The organism is Streptomyces sp. NPDC039480 (genome assembly GCF_055597165.1).
This window is the reverse complement of sequence record NZ_JBVITX010000009.1, coordinates 243,957-260,761: the sequence shown is the minus strand read 5'-3', so window position 1 is coordinate 260,761 and position 16,805 is coordinate 243,957. Positions and strand designations below refer to the sequence as shown.

At 68.0% G+C, this 16,805-nt stretch carries 14 protein-coding genes and 1 tRNA gene; 6 read left to right on the top strand and 9 right to left on the bottom strand.

The annotated features are described in order from the left end of the window. Nucleotides 1–78 precede the first annotated feature (78 nt). The 9 genes from ACZ56E_RS27375 to dnaA form a co-directional block, all read right to left on the bottom strand. Nucleotides 79–155: transfer RNA gene (locus ACZ56E_RS27375), tRNA-Ile, on the bottom strand. Between the two features lie 121 nt (nt 156–276). Next, nucleotides 277–996, bottom strand: a complete 720-nt coding sequence (locus tag ACZ56E_RS27370; RefSeq protein ID WP_471218151.1) for a DUF3566 domain-containing protein — start codon at nt 994–996, stop codon at nt 277–279. Nucleotides 997–1,014: 18 nt separating this feature from the next. Beyond that, a complete protein-coding gene (gene gyrA, locus ACZ56E_RS27365; protein ID WP_471218148.1) occupies nt 1,015–3,618 on the bottom strand; it encodes a DNA gyrase subunit A in 2,604 nt (867 codons plus the stop codon). A 43-nt stretch (nt 3,619–3,661) separates the two neighbouring features. Further along, nucleotides 3,662–5,731, bottom strand: coding sequence for a DNA topoisomerase (ATP-hydrolyzing) subunit B (gyrB, locus tag ACZ56E_RS27360; RefSeq protein WP_398301865.1), 2,070 nt, complete (start codon nt 5,729–5,731; stop codon nt 3,662–3,664). 265 nt (nt 5,732–5,996) lie between these two features. Next, entirely contained in the window at nt 5,997–6,560 is a 564-nt protein-coding gene (locus ACZ56E_RS27355) for a DciA family protein (RefSeq protein WP_471218146.1), read from the bottom strand. Next, the gene (gene recF / locus ACZ56E_RS27350) at nt 6,557–7,678 is read right to left on the bottom strand and encodes a DNA replication/repair protein RecF (protein WP_471218144.1); all 1,122 of its coding nucleotides are present in this window, start codon (nt 7,676–7,678) and stop codon (nt 6,557–6,559) included. Before recF ends, ACZ56E_RS27355 begins: the two co-directional genes overlap by 4 nt. 81 nt (nt 7,679–7,759) lie before the next feature. After that, nucleotides 7,760–8,644 carry a phosphogluconate dehydrogenase (NAD(+)-dependent, decarboxylating) gene (gene gnd / locus ACZ56E_RS27345; RefSeq protein WP_468607287.1) on the bottom strand — a complete coding sequence of 295 codons (885 nt, stop codon included), beginning with the start codon at nt 8,642–8,644 and terminating at the stop codon, nt 7,760–7,762. An 89-nt stretch (nt 8,645–8,733) separates the two neighbouring features. Then, nucleotides 8,734–9,864 carry a DNA polymerase III subunit beta gene (gene dnaN, locus ACZ56E_RS27340; RefSeq protein WP_150169944.1) on the bottom strand — a complete coding sequence of 377 codons (1,131 nt, stop codon included), beginning with the start codon at nt 9,862–9,864 and terminating at the stop codon, nt 8,734–8,736. Nucleotides 9,865–10,762: 898 nt separating this feature from the next. Beyond that, nucleotides 10,763–12,622, bottom strand: a complete 1,860-nt coding sequence (gene dnaA / locus ACZ56E_RS27335) for a chromosomal replication initiator protein DnaA (protein WP_471218142.1) — start codon at nt 12,620–12,622, stop codon at nt 10,763–10,765. Between the two features lie 367 nt (nt 12,623–12,989). Here dnaA and rpmH point away from each other — a divergent pair, with 367 nt between their 5' ends. The 6 genes from rpmH to rsmG all read left to right on the top strand — a co-directional run bounded on the left by rpmH (nt 12,990) and on the right by rsmG (nt 16,564). Next, nucleotides 12,990–13,127 (top strand): 50S ribosomal protein L34, encoded by a 138-nt coding sequence (rpmH, locus tag ACZ56E_RS27330; RefSeq protein WP_003949374.1) that lies wholly within the window; start codon nt 12,990–12,992, stop codon nt 13,125–13,127. A gap of 21 nt (nt 13,128–13,148) precedes the next feature. Next, a complete protein-coding gene (gene rnpA, locus ACZ56E_RS27325) occupies nt 13,149–13,520 on the top strand; it encodes a ribonuclease P protein component (protein WP_468607283.1) in 372 nt (123 codons plus the stop codon). Continuing rightward, nucleotides 13,517–13,873: a membrane protein insertion efficiency factor YidD gene (gene yidD, locus ACZ56E_RS27320; RefSeq protein WP_362988237.1), complete on the top strand. Its 357-nt coding sequence runs from the start codon at nt 13,517–13,519 to the stop codon at nt 13,871–13,873. Before rnpA ends, yidD begins: the two co-directional genes overlap by 4 nt. A 3-nt stretch (nt 13,874–13,876) precedes the next feature. Then, nucleotides 13,877–15,202: a membrane protein insertase YidC gene (gene yidC / locus ACZ56E_RS27315; protein ID WP_471218139.1), complete on the top strand. Its 1,326-nt coding sequence runs from the start codon at nt 13,877–13,879 to the stop codon at nt 15,200–15,202. Nucleotides 15,203–15,216: 14 nt separating this feature from the next. Then, entirely contained in the window at nt 15,217–15,732 is a 516-nt protein-coding gene (locus tag ACZ56E_RS27310) for a Jag family protein (RefSeq protein ID WP_468607277.1), read from the top strand. Between the two features lie 115 nt (nt 15,733–15,847). Continuing rightward, the gene (gene rsmG / locus ACZ56E_RS27305; protein ID WP_362988243.1) at nt 15,848–16,564 is read left to right on the top strand and encodes a 16S rRNA (guanine(527)-N(7))-methyltransferase RsmG; all 717 of its coding nucleotides are present in this window, start codon (nt 15,848–15,850) and stop codon (nt 16,562–16,564) included. Nucleotides 16,565–16,805: the final 241 nt, after the last annotated feature.

Here is a 16,805-nt window from a genome sequence, read left to right as displayed (position 1 = left end):
CAGGAAGAGCACAGAAGGAGCTCAGAAGCCCCCGGAAACGCCAGAACCCCCAACCGCAACCGGTTGGGGGTTCTGTGCTGGTGGGGCTAACAGGATTTGAACCTGTGGCCTCATCCTTATCAGGGATGCGCTCTAACCAACTGAGCTATAGCCCCGCCGCGCTGCGGTGTATGTCCCGCGCGCTGACCTCTGAAGATTAGCGCACCTGGGCGCCAGTCCCAAAATCGATGCCCACGCGCGTGGAGGACGGCCGCGCCAGACGCAGCTGCGAGAGAACTACTCGTCCTCGGCCAGGGTCAGCTCGACGCCGCCCACGAAGCCCGCGGAGAGGTTGTAGATGAAGGCGCCCAGCGTCGCCAGAGCCGTCGCGAGGACGACGTCGATGACCGCGATGATCGACGTGAACATCAGGACGCGCGGCAGCGACAGGAAGGACTGCAGGTCGAAGCCGTTGGACTCGTTCGAGCCCGTCGCCTCGGAGATCGTGCCGCCGACCGTGGAGAAGACGCCCATCGCGTCCATGACCATCCACAGGACGGCCGCCGCGACGATCGTGCAGATGCCGAGCGCGATGGAGAGCAGGAAGCTGACCTTCATCACCGACCAGGGGTCGGCCTTGGCCACCCGGAGCCGCGCCTTGCGCGTGCGCGGCATGGTGCGCGCCCCGGTGCGCGGCTTGCGCGCACCACCGGCCTGCGCGCCCTGCTGATACGCCTGCGGCGGGTGGTACGGCTGGGACGACTGCTGCTGGGGCTGTCGCTCACCCGGCAGCGCGCCGCCCGCCTTCTTCTTGTTCTTGCCCTTGCCCGCCGGGTACGAGGCGTCGTACTGGTCAGCGGCCTGACCAGCGGTCTCTGGCCCTCGGGTGTCCGTCACAGTCCCCCCCTGGGATCCATGAGACTCGTCTGAGTCGTGTGCATCAGTGGCGGAGCCACGGGCACCTTCCGTGCCGGTAGTGCCGGTCCGATTCGCCCCGGCGCCCGTGGCTCCACTCACGATGACTCACTCCTCGCGCTACTCGGCCGAGGAGTCCGTGCCCTCGTCCGTACCGGCGGCCGGTTCGGCACCGTCCGATTCGTCGACGACGATGTCCCCGTCGACTTCTTCGGCCTCGCGTCCGGCCTCGGCGTTACGAGCGATACCGACCACGGCATCGCGCTTGCCCAGGTTGATCAGTTGGACGCCCATGGTGTCACGGCCCGTCTCCCTGATCTCGTTGACTCGCGTACGAATCACACCGCCGGACAGCGTGATGGCGAGGATCTCATCGGTCTCCTCGACCACCAGGGCGCCGACGAGCGAGCCGCGGTCCTCCACGATCTTGGCGGCCTTGATGCCGAGGCCACCGCGACCCTGGACGCGGTACTCGTCGACGTTGGTCCGCTTCGCGTACCCACCGTCGGTGGCGGTGAACACGAACGTACCTGGACGAACGACATTCATCGAGAGCAGTTCGTCGCCGTCGCGGAAACTCATTCCCTTGACGCCCGAAGTGGCGCGGCCCATCGGGCGCAGCGCGTCGTCCGTTGCGGTGAACCGGATCGACTGGGCCTTCTTGCTGATGAGCAGCAGGTCGTCCTCGGCCGAGACGAGCTCGGCGCCGATCAGTTCGTCGTCCGAACCGTCCTCCGTCTCACGGAGATTGATGGCGATGACGCCACCCGACCGCGGCGAGTCGTAGTCCTTCAGAGAGGTCTTCTTGACCAGGCCGCCCTTGGTGGCGAGCACCAGGTAGGGCACCGCTTCGTAGTCGCGGATCGCGAGGATCTCGGCGATCTGCTCGTCCGGCTGGAAGGCGAGGAGGTTGGCGACGTGCTGGCCGCGGGCCTCGCGGCCGGCATCGGGCAGCTCGTACGCCTTCGCGCGGTAGACGCGGCCCTTGTTCGTGAAGAACAGCAGCCAGTGGTGCGTCGTCGACACGAAGAAGTGGTCGACGATGTCGTCCTGCTTCAGCTTCGTGCCGCGCACGCCCTTGCCGCCGCGCTTCTGCGAGCGGTAGTCCTCCGTCTTGGTGCGCTTGATGTAGCCGCCGCGCGTGATGGTGACGACGATGTCCTCTTCGGCGATCAGGTCCTCCATGGACATGTCGCCGTCGAAGGGCACCAGGGCGGAGCGACGGTCCTCGCCGAACTTGTCGACGATCGCCGCGAGCTCGTCGCTGATGATCTGGCGCTGCTTCTGGGGGGAGGCCAGGATCGAGTTGTACTCGTTGATCTTCGCCTGGAGCTCGTCGTGCTCGGCGACGATCTTCTGGCGCTCCAGGGCGGCGAGCCGGCGCAGCTGCATCTCGAGGATGGCGTTGGCCTGGATCTCGTCGATCGAGAGGAGGCCCATGAGGCCCTCGCGCGCGATGTCGACGGTCTGGCTGCCGCGGATGAGCGCGATGACCTCGTCGATGGCGTCCAGGGCCTTGAGGAGGCCGCGCAGGATGTGCGCCCGCTCCTCGGCCTTGCGCAGCCGGAACTTCGTGCGCCGGACGATGACCTCGACCTGGTGCGTCACCCAGTGGCGGATGAACGCGTCCAGCGAGAGGGTGCGCGGCACACCGTCGACCAGGGCCAGCATGTTGGCGCTGAAGTTCGACTGCAGGTCGGTGTGCTTGTAGAGGTTGTTCAGGACGACCTTGGCGACCGCGTCACGCTTCAGGACGATGACGAGGCGCTGGCCGGTGCGCGAGGACGACTCGTCGCGGACGTCGGCGATGCCGCCGACCTTGCCGTCCTTGACCAGGTCGGCGATCTTCTGCGCGAGGTTGTCGGGGTTGGTCTGGTAGGGGAGTTCGGTGACCACCAGGCACTGGCGGTTCTGGATCTCCTCGACCGCGACGACCGCGCGCATCGTGATGGAGCCACGGCCCGTGCGGTACGCCTCCTCGATGCCCTTGCGGCCCACTACCAGGGCACCGGTCGGGAAGTCGGGGCCCTTGATGCGCTCGATGAGGGCGTCGAGCAGCTCCTCGTGCGTGGCGTCGGGGTGCTCCAGGGCCCACTGCGCGCCCGCCGCGACCTCGCGGAGGTTGTGCGGCGGGATGTTGGTGGCCATGCCGACCGCGATGCCCGCCGAGCCGTTGATCAGCAGGTTCGGGAAGCGCGCCGGCAGGACCGTCGGCTCCTGGTTGCGGCCGTCGTAGTTGTCCGTGAAGTCGACGGTCTCCTCGTCGATGTCACGGACCATCTCCATGGCCAGCGGCGCCATCTTGCACTCGGTGTACCGCATGGCGGCCGCCGGGTCGTTGCCCGGGGAGCCGAAGTTGCCGTTGGAGTCCACCAGCGGCATCCGCATCGACCAGTGCTGGGCGAGGCGCACCAGGGCGTCGTAGATGGAGGAGTCGCCGTGCGGGTGGTAGGTGCCCATGACGTCGCCGACGACGCGGGCGCACTTGTAGAAGCCCTTCTCGGGGCGGTAGCCGCCGTCGTACATCGCGTACAGGACGCGGCGGTGGACGGGCTTCAGACCGTCGCGTACGTCGGGCAGCGCGCGGGACACGATGACGGACATCGCGTAATCCAGGTACGAGCGCTGCATCTCCGTTTCGAGCCCGACGGGCTCGACACGCATGCCCACACCGGGAACGGCGGGTTCCTCTTCGGGCGTCACAGGGGTGTTCTCGTCGGCCATTGCTGGTCAAAGTCCTTTCGAGGTGCGGCTTGTACGGGCCGACTCAGATGTCGAGGAAACGGACGTCCTTGGCATTGCGCTGGATGAACGAGCGCCGTGCCTCGACGTCCTCTCCCATCAGCACCGAGAAGAGGTCGTCGGCCTGTGCCGCGTCGTCCAGGGTCACCTGGCCGAGCACGCGGTGCTCCTGGTCCATCGTCGTGATGCGGAGCTCCTCGGCGTTCATCTCGCCGAGACCCTTGAAGCGCTGGACCGAGTCGTCCCTGATGCGCTTGCCGGCCTGGCGGCCGAGCTCCACCAGGGCGTCGCGCTCTCGGTCGGAGTACGCGTACTGGAAGTCGTCCCGCGACCACTTGATCTTGTAGAGCGGCGGGCGCGACAGGTAGATGTGCCCGTGCTCGACCAGCGGCCGCATGAAGCGGAAGAGGAACGTCAGGAGCAGCGTGTTGATGTGCTGGCCGTCGACGTCGGCGTCCGCCATCAGGATGATCTTGTGATAGCGGAGCTTCTCGATGTCGAAGTCCTCGTGCACACCGGTGCCGAAGGCCGAGATGAGGGCCTGGACTTCCTGGTTGTGCAGGATCTTGTCGACGCGCGCCTTCTCGACGTTCAGGATCTTGCCTCGGATGGGCAGGATCGCCTGGTACATCGGGTCGCGGCCGGACTTCGCCGAACCACCGGCGGAGTCACCCTCGACGATGAAGATCTCGCACTTGGTGGGGTCGTTCGACTGGCAGTCGCTGAGCTTGCCGGGCAGCGACGCCGTCTCCAGGAGGCCCTTGCGGCGGGTCAGGTCGCGCGCCTTGCGGGCGGCCACGCGCGCGGTGGCGGCCTGGATGCCCTTGCGGATGATGTCCGCGGCCTCGTTGGGGTTCCGGTCGAACCAGTCCGTGAGATGCTCGTGGACGACCTTCTGGACGAAGGTCTTCGCCTCGGTGTTGCCCAGCTTGGTCTTCGTCTGGCCCTCGAACTGGGGCTCGCCGAGCTTGACCGAGATGATCGCGGTCAGACCCTCGCGGATGTCCTCACCCGTGAGGTTGTCGTCCTTCTCGCGGAGGAGCTTCTTCTCGCGCGCATAGCGGTTCACCAGGCCCGTCAGTGCGGCCCTGAAGCCCTCTTCGTGCGTACCGCCCTCGTGCGTGTGGATCGTGTTCGCGAAGGAGTACACGCCCTCGGTGTACTGCGAGTTCCACTGCATCGCGATCTCGACCGAGAGCAGGCGCTCCTTGTCCTCGGCCTCGACGTCGATGACGGTCGGGTGGACGACCTCGCCCTTGCGGGAGTTGAGGTACTTCACGAAGTCGACGATGCCGCCTTCGTAGTGGTACGTGACCGTGCGGGCCTCGGCGGCCTCGTCGTCGGTCGCCTCGGCCGAGTCGGCACCGGCCGTGGCCTTCGCCGAGTCACGCTCATCAGTGAGTTTGATCGTCAAACCCTTGTTGAGGAACGCCATCTCCTGGAAACGCCGCGCCAGCGTCTCGAAGGAGTACTCGGTCGTCTCGAAGACGTCCGGGTCGGCCCAGAAGGTGACCGTGGTGCCCGACTCCTCGACCCGCTCGTGCTTGGCGAGCGGGGCCGTCGGCACACCCAGCTTGTAGTCCTGGGTCCAGCGGTAGCCGTCGCGCTTGATGTCGACGGCGAGCTTGGTCGAGAGGGCGTTCACCACGGAGACGCCGACGCCGTGCAGACCACCGGAGACGGCGTAGCCACCGCCGCCGAACTTGCCGCCCGCGTGCAACACGGTCAGGACGACCTCGACGGCGGGCTTCTTCTCCACGGGGTGCATGTCGACCGGAATGCCTCGGCCGTTGTCCACCACGCGCACGCCGCCGTCCGCGAGGATCGTGACGTCGATCGTGTCCGCGTGGCCGGCGAGGGCCTCGTCCACGGAGTTGTCCACGACTTCCTGCACGAGGTGGTGCAGGCCGCGCTCACCGGTCGAACCGATGTACATGCCGGGTCGCTTGCGGACCGCGTCCAGACCCTCGAGGACGGTGATCGCGCTGGCGTCGTACGAGGGCGGTGCCTCGACGTTCTCGCCGGCGGCGGTGGACGGGATGTTCTCGTTGGGGTTGCCGGAATCGGCCACGAAGCGCCCTTTCTGGCACAGCACAAGCCAAGCTCCCGGCGGTGGCCGGAGCGGCTGCGTCGTTCAGCGATAGTCAGCGTTGCTCGGTGCGTCCCACAAGTGGGGCGGGATTAGCTTCCAGTCTACCGGTAGCGCTGACAGTGATGGGGGTTTGCCGGTACCTGAGTCCTCATGTGCCGCCCTGAACCGGCCTCGGCCGACTCCCCATATGCGGCCCAGGGCTCCAGAACGCTCACAGCGGCACTCAGCGCTTCGAGCCGTCAACCGCCAGCAACCGTCACCGACGGGCTCAGCCGTAGGTGTCGCCGGGGCCCGTGCTGCCCGGTGCGCGCAAGGGTCCGAAGCGGCGCGGGGGGCCTCCGGGGCCGAGGACCTTGATGAGGCGCACGGTGCCGTGGCCCAGGTCTTCGTTGAGCCGTGCGACCAGCTGGGGGGCCATGAGACGCAGCTGCGTGGCCCACGCCGTGGAGTCGCACTGCACGGTCAGGACGCGCTCGTCCTCGTCGTACCGCTGGGGTACGCAGTGGTTGGCCAGGTCGTCGCCGACGATCTGCGGCCAGCGGCCCATCACGCCGCCCACCGCGGCCGGCGTCTCCCAGCCGCGCTCGGTGATCAGACGGTTGATCGCGGAACCGAGCGGCAGCGGGTCGCGCCCGTCGGAGCGCGCGCCGGACCGCAGCCCGCCGCGCCGGGCCTGCTTCTTCTGCTGTGCGGCGTCCCCACGCGCGCGTGCCTGTTCCTTGGCGGCACGCAGGGCGACCCTGGCGAGGTCGACGCCGGAGGGCTCGGGTTTCTTCGGGGTCCCCGCTGCGGTGTTCTCGGGGGCGCCCTCGGCAGACTCTCCGGAGCTCATACGCGCTCCACCGCGCCGTCCGACACCGTGTACCGCGTGCCGGTGAGCACTCCCGGGACGTCGTCGTCGACCGCGGCGGTGACCAGCACCTGCTCGCCGGGGGCCACCAGCTCCGCGAGCCGCTCCCTGCGGCGGCTGTCCAGCTCCGCGAAGACGTCGTCGAGGACGAGCACCGGTTCGTTGCCCTCGGCCCTGAGCAGGTCGTACGAGGCCAGGCGCAGCGACAGGGCGTACGACCAGGACTCGCCGTGGCTCGCGTACCCCTTCGCGGGGAGCTGGCCCAGCTTGAGCAGCAGGTCGTCGCGGTGAGGGCCGATCAGGGTGACGCCCCGCTCGATCTCCTGTTTGCGGGCCTCTTCGAGGGCGGCGATCAGCTGCTCGTAGAGCGCCTCACGGGTGTGTCCTTCGCCGGGTGCCGACGGCTTGTACTCCAGAGAGACGGGGCCGCCGCCGGGTGCCAGCTGTTCGTACGCCTTGTCGGCCAGCGGCTGCAGCGCCGCGATCAGGTCGAGCCGCTGGGCGAGCAGCTCGGCTCCCGCGCGCGCGAGGTGCTGGTCCCAGACGTCGAGCGTGGACAGGTCCATGGAGCGACCGCCGTGCCGACGGGCGAGTGCGGCGGACTTCAGGAGGGTGTTGCGCTGCTTCAGGACCCGGTCGTAGTCGGAGCGGACCCCGGCCATGCGCGGGGAGCGCGCGGTGATCAGCTCGTCGAGGAAGCGCCGACGCTCACCGGGGTCGCCCTTGATCAGCGCGAGGTCCTCGGGCGCGAACAGCACCGTGCGGACGATGCCCAGCACGTCGCGCGGCTTGACCTGGGAAGACCTGTTGATGCGGGCGCGGTTGGCGCGGCCGGGGTTGAGCTCGAGCTCGACCAGCTGGGAGCGCTCGCCCTGGGTGACGGCGGCCCGGATGACGGCCCGCTCCGCGCCCATGCGGACGAGGGGGGCGTCCGAGGAGACCCGGTGGCTGCCGAGCGTGGCGAGATAGCCGACGGCCTCGACGAGGTTGGTCTTGCCCTGCCCGTTCGGGCCCACGAACGCGGTGACGCCCGGGTCGAGCGGGACCTCGACCCGGGCGTACGAGCGGAAGTCGGCCAGCGAGAGATGCGTGACGTGCATGGTGTGCGCCGACCTCCCCCGGCCTACTTCACTTGCTGAGAGGCCTGTGCACAACGGCTGCCGTTGCGCACAGGCTGTGGATCAGTGCTCGCTCTTGGACTCCACCGCGTGGCCACCGAACTGGTTGCGCAGCGCGGCGATCATCTTCATCTGCGGGGAGTCGTCCTGGCGCGAGGCGAACCGGGCGAAGAGCGAGGCCGTGATCGCGGGCAGCGGCACGGCGTTGTCGATGGCGGCCTCGACCGTCCACCGGCCCTCCCCGGAGTCCTGCGCGAAGCCGCGCAGCTTCTCCAGGTGCTCGTCGTCGTCCAGGGCGTTGACCGCGAGGTCGAGCAGCCAGGAACGGATGACCGTGCCCTCCTGCCAGGAGCGGAAGACCTCACGGACGTCCGTGACCGAGTCGACCTTCTCCAGGAGCTCCCAGCCCTCGGCGTAGGCCTGCATCATCGCGTACTCGATGCCGTTGTGGACCATCTTCGCGAAGTGGCCCGCACCGACCTTGCCCGCGTGCACCGAGCCGAAGTCACCCTCCGGCTTCAGGGCGTCGAAGATGGGCTGCACCTTGGCGACGTCGTCCTCGTCGCCGCCGTACATCAGGGCGTAGCCGTTCTTGAGGCCCCAGACGCCGCCGGAGACGCCGCAGTCGACGAAGCCGATGCCCTTGGCCTTGAGCTCCTCGGCGTGCTTCTCGTCGTCGGTCCAGCGGGAGTTGCCGCCGTCCACGACGACGTCACCGGGCTGCAGCAGCTCGGAGAGTTCGTCGATGGTGGCCTGGGTCGCGGCCCCTGCCGGGACCATCACCCACACCACCCGCGGGCCCTTGAGTTTGCCCACAAGCTCTTCGAGGCTGGGGACATCCGCGAGGTCCGGGTTGCGGTCGTATCCGATGACGGTGTGACCTGCGCGGCGGATGCGCTCGCGCATGTTGCCGCCCATCTTGCCGAGGCCGACGAGACCGAGCTCCATCAGAGGTTCCTTCACTAGCGAGGTGGCGTTACGGCACTTTCGTACCTGCGTCCGAGCCTACGCCCGGACGCACGCACACACCTGTGGGCTCAGCCGCTCAGACGTACAGGCATGATCAGGTACTTGTAGGCCTCGTCCGCCTCGGCGTCCACGGCCGGCTTGCCGCTCAGCAGAGCGGGCTTTGTCGACGTGGTGAAGGAGAGCTGGGCGACCGGCGAGTCGATCGCGCTGAGGCCGTCGAGCAGGAACGTCGGGTTGAAGGCGATGGAGATGTCGTCGCCGTCCAGCTGGGCGTCGACCCTTTCCACAGCCTGTGCGTCGTCGCTGGAGCCCGCCTCCAGGATCAGCACGCCCTGCTCGAAGCTGAGCCGCACCGGAGTGTTGCGCTCGGCGACCAGGGCCACGCGCTTGACGGCCTCTACGAAGGGGGCGGTTTCGATCACCGCGACCGAGTTGAACTCGGTGGGGAACAGCGTGCGGTACTTCGGCAGGTCGCCCTCGAGGAGACGCGTGGTCGTACGCCGGCCGGCGCCCTCGAAGCCGATGAGGCCCTCGCCGGCACCGGAGCCGGACAGGGCCAGGGTGACCGTGTCGCCGCTCGTGAGGGCCTTGGCGGTGTCCAGGAGCGTCTTGGCGGGCACCAGGGCCACCGCGGACGCCTCGGGGTTCTCCGGCTTCCACAGGAACTCACGGACCGCGAAGCGGTAGCGGTCGGTGGAGGCCAGGGTGACCGTGTCGCCCTCGATCTCGATGCGCACACCGGTCAGCACCGGCAGCGTGTCGTCGCGGCCCGCGGCGATGGCCACCTGGGAGGCGGCGGAGGCGAAGACCTCACCGGGGACGGTGCCCGTGGCGGTCGGCATCTGCGGCAGCGCGGGGTACTCCTCCACAGGAAGCGTGTGGAGTGTGAAGCGCGAGGAGCCGCAGACGACCGTCGCCCGTACACCGTCTGTGGAGATCTCCACCGGGCGGTTGGGGAGGGCGCGGCAGATGTCCGCGAGCAGTCGGCCCGACACGAGGACGGTGCCTTCCTCGTCGATCTCGGCGTCCACCGAGACGCGTGCCGAGACCTCGTAGTCGAAGCTCGACAGGCTCAGTGCGCCTTCCTCGGCCTTCAGCAGCAGGCCTGCGAGGACGGGCGCAGGCGGCCGGGCCGGGAGGCTGCGCGCCGCCCAGGCCACCGCCTCCGCGAGTACGTCGCGTTCAACCCGGATCTTCACCTAAGCCGCCCTCCTGCTGTTGCTGGCTGCTCTCGCCCGCTGGGCCTGTGGCCCTCGTCGTCTGACTCGGTGTCTCTCAGCCATGCCGTGGGAAGGACACCGGGGACCAGTCTGACGCACTGCACTGACAGTCGTTGCCTGTCGGGGTCAAGTCGTGGCGAGCGGTGTCGGAGCTCCGGAGCGAGAGTTGTGCACAGCCCCAGCTTCGAAACCATTTCCCCGGTCTCTCTAGTTGGGAGTAGTAGTAGGGGCTGTGGAAACCGTGGATAACCGCGAAAGCGCTGGTCAGGCCCGGTTTTTTATCCACTGACCCTGTGGGCGGTGCCGGTGGACAACCAGGTGTTTCTGTGGACGGGCGAAAGTTCTGCACACCCGGTGCACAGGCAGGGGCCACTTCTCCCCAGCGCTGTCCCCAGCTTTACCCAGCTTCCCCACAGGCCAACCGACCACCTTGGTGTGACGCCTTTCACTCGACCCGGTGAGAAGGCGCGTCGCGTTGCCGAACAGTGGACAGGCGTGTGGAGAAGCTGGGGAAAGCTGGGGACAACGAGCTCAAGTCTGTGGGCCGCCGGTGGACAACTTCATGCACAGCCTGTGGACGAGATTTTTCTCCACAGGCTGTGGAGAGTCTCCGTCCACGAATCCACAGACACCTGACCTGGCCTGATGATCTCTCAGCAGCGTCCCCTGTGGACAGCGTCTGGACAACTTCCCCCTCCCCAGGGTGTGGAAGGGAAAAAGTCGGCAGATCTGTGGAGAACAGCCGCCTGAGCAGGGGAAATCGAACAGCGAAGAACCGCACGGGCGTGTGCGAAGACCTCCACGCGCGCGTGCCGACAGCAAAAAGGCGCCCCAGGAGGAGTCCTGGAGCGCCCTCAGCGACGTACTGGAGTGGCTGTCAGCCGTTCTTGATGCGGTTGGTGAGCTCGGTGACCTGGTTGTAGATGGAGCGCCGCTCAGCCATCAGCGCGCGGATCTTGCGGTCCGCGTGCATGACCGTCGTGTGGTCGCGGCCGCCGAACTGCGCGCCGATCTTCGGCAAGGAGAGGTCGGTCAGCTCCCGGCACAGGTACATGGCGATCTGGCGCGCCGTCACGAGCACGCGGCTGCGCGAGGATCCGCACAGGTCGTCCACCGTCAGCCCGAAGTAGTCGGCCGTCGCCGCCATGATGGCCGGCGCGGTGATCTCCGGAGCCGCGTCCTCACCGCCCGGGATGAGGTCCTTGAGGACGATCTCCGTGAGCCCCAGGTCCACGGGCTGCCGATTGAGCGACGCGAACGCGGTGACCCGGATCAGCGCGCCCTCCAGCTCACGGATGTTCCGCGAGATCCGTGACGCGATGAACTCGAGCACCTCCGGCGGGGCGTTGAGCTGCTCCTGCACCGCCTTCTTACGGAGGATCGCGATACGCGTCTCCAGCTCCGGCGGCTGGACGTCGGTGATCAGTCCCCACTCGAAGCGGTTGCGCAGCCGGTCCTCGAGAGTGACCAGCTGCTTGGGCGGCCGGTCACTGGAGAGCACGATCTGCTTGTTCGCGTTGTGGAGCGTGTTGAAGGTGTGGAAGAACTCCTCCTGCGTCGACTCCTTGTCCGCCAGGAACTGGATGTCGTCGACGAGCAGGATGTCCATCTCGCGGTACCGCTTGCGGAAGCTGTCGCCCTTGCCGTCGCGGATGGAGTTGATGAACTCGTTGGTGAACTCCTCCGAGCTCACGTAGCGCACGCGCGTGCCGGGGTACAGGCTGCGGGCGTAGTGCCCGATCGCGTGCAGCAGATGCGTTTTGCCGAGGCCCGACTCTCCGTAGATGAAGAGGGGGTTGTACGCCTTCGCGGGCGCCTCCGCGACGGCTACCGCGGCCGCGTGCGCGAAGCGGTTCGACGCACCGATGACGAAGGTGTCGAAGAGGTACTTCGGGTTGAGGCGCGCGGTGGGCTCGCCGGGGCCCGTCGCGGGCGCCGGCTGCGCCGCAAGCGGCCCGGGGGCGCCGCTCGACGAGGTGGGGCCGACCGGCCCGCCCCGGTGGACACCGCCGCCGCGTGGCCCGCCGTGCGGCTCGGACATGTCGTGACGCTCGCGCCTGTCCTGCGGCTCGGGGCGCCGCTGCTCGTACGGCGAACGATCCTGCGGAGGCTGCGAGCGGTAGTCGTGCTGCGGCTGCTGGACCGGGTTCGCGTACGGATCACGGTCGGGGAAGCCGAGCCGCGGCTGCTGCCAGCCGTAGTCGTCCTGCGGCTGCTGCTGGGGCCAGGCGCCGGGGCGCTGGTACTCCGGGTAGGCCGGGCGCGCGGTCGGCATCTGGTCGGACCGGGAGTCGCCCTGGTGCTCGTCCCCTGGACGCCGTCCGTAGTTCTCGTACGTCTCACGCCCCTGACCGGAGGAGGGCGGCAGCTCCGGCTCTTCGTAGCGCTGCTGCTGGTTGTGCTGTTGCTGCTGTGTGTGCTGGTGCTGCATGGGCGGCGCCGGCGGGCCCGCGGGTTCACCCACGGAGTCGTCGACGGTGATGGCGATGCGGATCGGCCGCCCGCATTCGCGGCTCAGCGTCTCGCTGACCACCGGGGCCAGCCGGCCTTCCAGTACGCCCTTGGCGAATTCGTTCGGAACGGCGAGCAGGGCGGTGTCGGCGACGAGTGCCAGGGGCTGGCAGCTCCGGAGCCACCGCTCGTCCTTCGCCTCGACTCCCTGCCCGCGGCCCTCACCCAGCAGATGTTCCAGAACTCGTGGCCACACTGCGGCAAGATCGGCAGGTACGTCAGCCACAGGGCACGCTCTCTCACGGGGTCCCACGAACGTGTGGTTCGCGGGACGGAAATCGGGATGGGGAGGGGGAAGGGAACGAATCGGAGTTCCGTCACGGTAGTCAGGGCGACGGCTGCGGTTCAAGTTGTTGTCCACAGGCTGTGCACAGTGTCTCCCCTCGATGGCCGGTTTGACCGGATGGCGTAGCCCCGCGTACCGTGACCAGGTCGAGTTGTCGATGGCTGCTGCCGCCTGCCTCCGATGGGCAAAGATCACGATCTGTGATTGTGAAGCGGTGCACTCGGTGCGTATTCGCGAGCTTCTCGTGGGCGCACGGTGACAGCCAGGCGATGTCCCGCCACCAACGAATCATTTCTGGAGCCCCCGAGTGAGCAAGCGCACCTTCCAGCCGAACAACCGTCGTCGCGCCAAGACCCACGGCTTCCGGCTGCGCATGCGCACCCGTGCCGGCCGCGCGATTCTCGCGTCCCGCCGTGGCAAGGGTCGCGCCCGCCTGTCCGCCTGATCCCGATCAGGTCATGACGTCGTGCTGCCTACCGAGCATCGGCTGAGGCGGCGCGAAGACTTCGCGACCGCGGTACGCCGAGGACGACGGGCCGGTCGCCCGCTTCTCGTCGTCCATCTACGTAGCGGTGCAACGGACCCGCACGTGCCAGGGGAGAACCTTCCCCCGACACGTGCGGGTTTCGTCGTGAGCAAGGCCGTGGGTGGAGCGGTCGTCCGCAACACCGTGAAGCGCAGACTCCGTCACCTCATGCGCGACCGGGTGGCCCTGGTGCCCCCCGGTAGCCTGGTAGTAGTACGAGCGCTGCCCGGAGCGGGTGACGCCGACCATGCACAGCTGGCCCGAGACCTGGACGCCGCCTTGCAGCGGCTGCTGGGAGGGGGCGCGCGATGAAGTACCCGCTGCTGGCTCTGATCAAGCTGTACCAGTGGACGATCAGTCCGCTTCTGGGCCCGGTGTGCAAGTACTACCCATCGTGTTCCCGTTACGGCTACCTGGCCATCGACCGGCACGGTGCGATCAAGGGAACGGCGCTCACCGGCTGGCGCATCCTGCGGTGCAATCCGTGGTCGCTCGGTGGTGTCGACCATGTCCCGCCGCGCAAGCGTCCGCGGTGGCACGAGATGCTGCGCGCCGCCTGGCGCGAACGCAAGGGCGGGCCCTCCGCCGCAAGCGCGCCGACCGGGGAGATCCCCCCGGGGTCGGCCGCCGAGACCGAGACCCCGTCCCATGCTCAAGGAGCCTGATTAGTGGACACGATTGCCAGTCTCTTCAGCTTTATCACGACACCAGTCTCGTGGATCATCGTCCAGTTCCACTCGGTGTACGGGAAGCTCTTCGGCCCCGACACGGGCTGGGCCTGGGGCCTGTCCATCGTGTCCCTGGTGATCCTGATCCGGATCTGCCTGATCCCGCTCTTCGTGAAGCAGATCAAGGCCACTCGGGCGATGCAGACGCTGCAGCCCGAGATGAAGAAGATCCAGGAGCGCTACAAGAGCGACAAGCAGCGCCAGTCCGAAGAGATGATGAAGCTGTACAAGGAGTCGGGTACCAACCCGCTCTCCTCGTGCCTTCCCATCCTGGCGCAGTCGCCGTTCTTCTTCGCCCTGTACCACGTGCTCAACGGCATCGCGACGGGCAAGGAGATCGGCGTCATCGACGGCGATCTCCTGGAGAGCGCGCGTAAGGCGCACATCTTCGGCGCCCCGCTGGCCGCGAAGTTCATGGACAGCGCCGACAAGGTCGCCTCGCTCGGCGCCACGCTGACCGACGTCCGCGTCGTCACCGCCCTCATGATCGTCCTGATGTCGGCCTCGCAGTTCTTCACCCAGCGCCAGCTGATGACGAAGAACGTCGACACCACGGTCAAGACGCCGTTCATGCAGCAGCAGAAGATGCTGATGTACGTCTTCCCGATCATGTTCGCCATCTTCGGCATCAACTTCCCCGTCGGTGTCCTCGTCTACTGGCTGACCACCAACGTGTGGACCATGGGTCAGCAGATGTTCGTGATCCGCCGGAACCCCACCCCCGGCTCCAAGGCCCAGGCCGCCTTCCTGGAGCGTCTGCAGAAGCAGGTCACGCACAGCAAGAAGGTGCGCGGGCGTGGCAACACGAACGTGGTCAAGGCGATCGTCGCCAAGGGCCGGGACCGCAACGAGTTCGAGCGGAAGTTCATCAACGGTCTGACCAAGGCGGGTCTCGCGGCCCAGGCCGACGGCACCGTGGTGGAGAGCGACAACTCCGTCGTGACCGAGACCGAGGACGGCACGACCGTGGGCGGCGCCCCGAAGCGCCAGCAGCCCAAGCGGCAGAGCAAGTCCAAGCGTCAGGCCGCCCCCACGCAGGCCGCTGGCGGTGCCACCAAGGCGGAGGAACCCGCCGACGCGAAGACGTCGCTGGAGAAGACCACGGCCGAGCCCGCGGGCGATTCCGACGTCTCCCCCCAGACCAAGCAGGCCGGTGGCAACAACAAGCAGGGCAACAAGCCCGGCTCCGGTCAGCGCAGCCGTGCCAAGTCGGGACAGCAGCGCAAGGGCCAGCAGCGGCCCAAGCACCCGTCCTCCAAGAAGTAGAAGGAGCCCATCCCGTGACGGAAGGCACCACCACCTCCGCCGCAGCCGAGGCCGGCGACACCCTCACCCGCCTCGAGCAGGAGGGGGAGATCGCGGCGGACTACCTCGAGGGTCTGCTGGACATCGCCGACCTCGACGGCGACATCGACATGGATGTCGAGGCCGACCGCGCCGCTGTGTCGATCATCAGCGACAGCGACAGCCGTGACCTGCAGAAGCTGGTCGGCCGTGACGGTGAGGTTCTGGAGGCCCTCCAGGAGCTCACGCGTCTCGCCGTGCACCGTGAGACCGGTGACCGCAGCCGCCTGATGCTGGACATCGGGGGGTACCGCGCCAAGAAGCGCGAGGAGCTCTCGGAGCTGGGCGCCAAGGCCGCGGCCGACGTGAAGAGCAGCGGTGAGCCGGCCAGGCTCGAGCCGATGACGCCGTTCGAGCGCAAGGTCGTGCACGACGCGGTCAAGGCCGCCGGCCTGCGCAGCGAGTCCGAGGGCGAGGAGCCGCAGCGCTTCGTCGTCGTACTCCCCGCCTGATCGCGCCCCAGCGTTTTCCGGCCCCGTCTGTTCGCAGGCGGGGCCGGTCTTTGTCAGCCTGATAGACAGCCCCCGACAGACAGCAACCCCAGTGCGGTACGGAAGGACGGTCCCCGTGACGGAGGCAGCGGAGCTCCCCCCGGCGCCGGAAGAAGCCCGGACGGTATTCGGTGATCGCTTCTCGGACGCGGTCCGCTACGCGGAACTGCTGGCCGACGCGGGGGTCCAGCGCGGCCTGATCGGTCCTCGCGAAGTGCCGCGGCTGTGGGAGCGGCACCTGCTGAACTGCGCCGTTCTGTCCGAGGTCGTGCCCGAGGGCGTCACGGTGTGCGATGTCGGCTCCGGTGCCGGGCTGCCGGGCATCCCGCTGGCCCTTGTCCGGCCGGACCTGAAGATCACGCTCCTCGAGCCGTTGCTGCGGCGCACGAACTTCCTCACCGAAGTCGTCGAGCTGCTCGGTCTCGACCATGTGACGGTCGTGCGAGGCCGGGCCGAGGAAGTGCTCGGCAAGCTCCCTCCCGTCCACGTGGTGACCGCGCGGGCCGTGGCACCGCTGGACCGCCTGGCGGCCTGGGGCGTCCCGCTGCTGCGTCCGTACGGGGAGATGCTGCTCCTCAAGGGAGACACCGCCGAGGAAGAGGTCAAGGCGGCAGGCGCCGCCCTGAGCAAGCTCGGCGCCGTGGACACCTCTGTGCTGCACGTCGGTGAGGGAGTGGTGGACCCGCTGTCCACCGTCGTACGGGTCGAGGTCGGGGAGAGCCCCGGCGGTGTGCGCTTCGCGGCGAAGCGGGCCAAGGCCGCTCGCACCGGCCGCACGCGCCGTCGCCGCTGAGCCTTCGCGGCCAGCGGTCACTGAACTGTGCTGCCCCTTGTTCGTGCCGTCATTGATCCGTCCTGACGACGAGCCGTACTCCACAAAAGCTGTCAAACGTACGCATACCGGGGTGTCGCACCAGCGGCACCCCGGCTTCCGTGCATCGTGTTTCACGTGAAACGTCGCTCACTGCTGCATGGCATCATCAATCGCGGCCGCGCTGCGGAACCTCGCGACCGTCGACCACTCGGTTCCCTCG

Coding starts and splice junctions, on each gene's coding strand:
- gnd (WP_468607287.1), bottom strand. CDS start 8,644: ATGGAGCTCGGTCTCGTCGGCCTCGGCAAGATGGGCGGCAACATGCGC.
- ACZ56E_RS27355 (WP_471218146.1), bottom strand. CDS start 6,560: ATGAGCTCCGGAGAGTCTGCCGAGGGCGCCCCCGAGAACACCGCAGCG.
- gyrA (WP_471218148.1), bottom strand. CDS start 3,618: ATGGCCGACGAGAACACCCCTGTGACGCCCGAAGAGGAACCCGCCGTT.
- recF (WP_471218144.1), bottom strand. CDS start 7,678: ATGCACGTCACGCATCTCTCGCTGGCCGACTTCCGCTCGTACGCCCGG.
- yidD (WP_362988237.1), top strand. CDS start 13,517: ATGAAGTACCCGCTGCTGGCTCTGATCAAGCTGTACCAGTGGACGATC.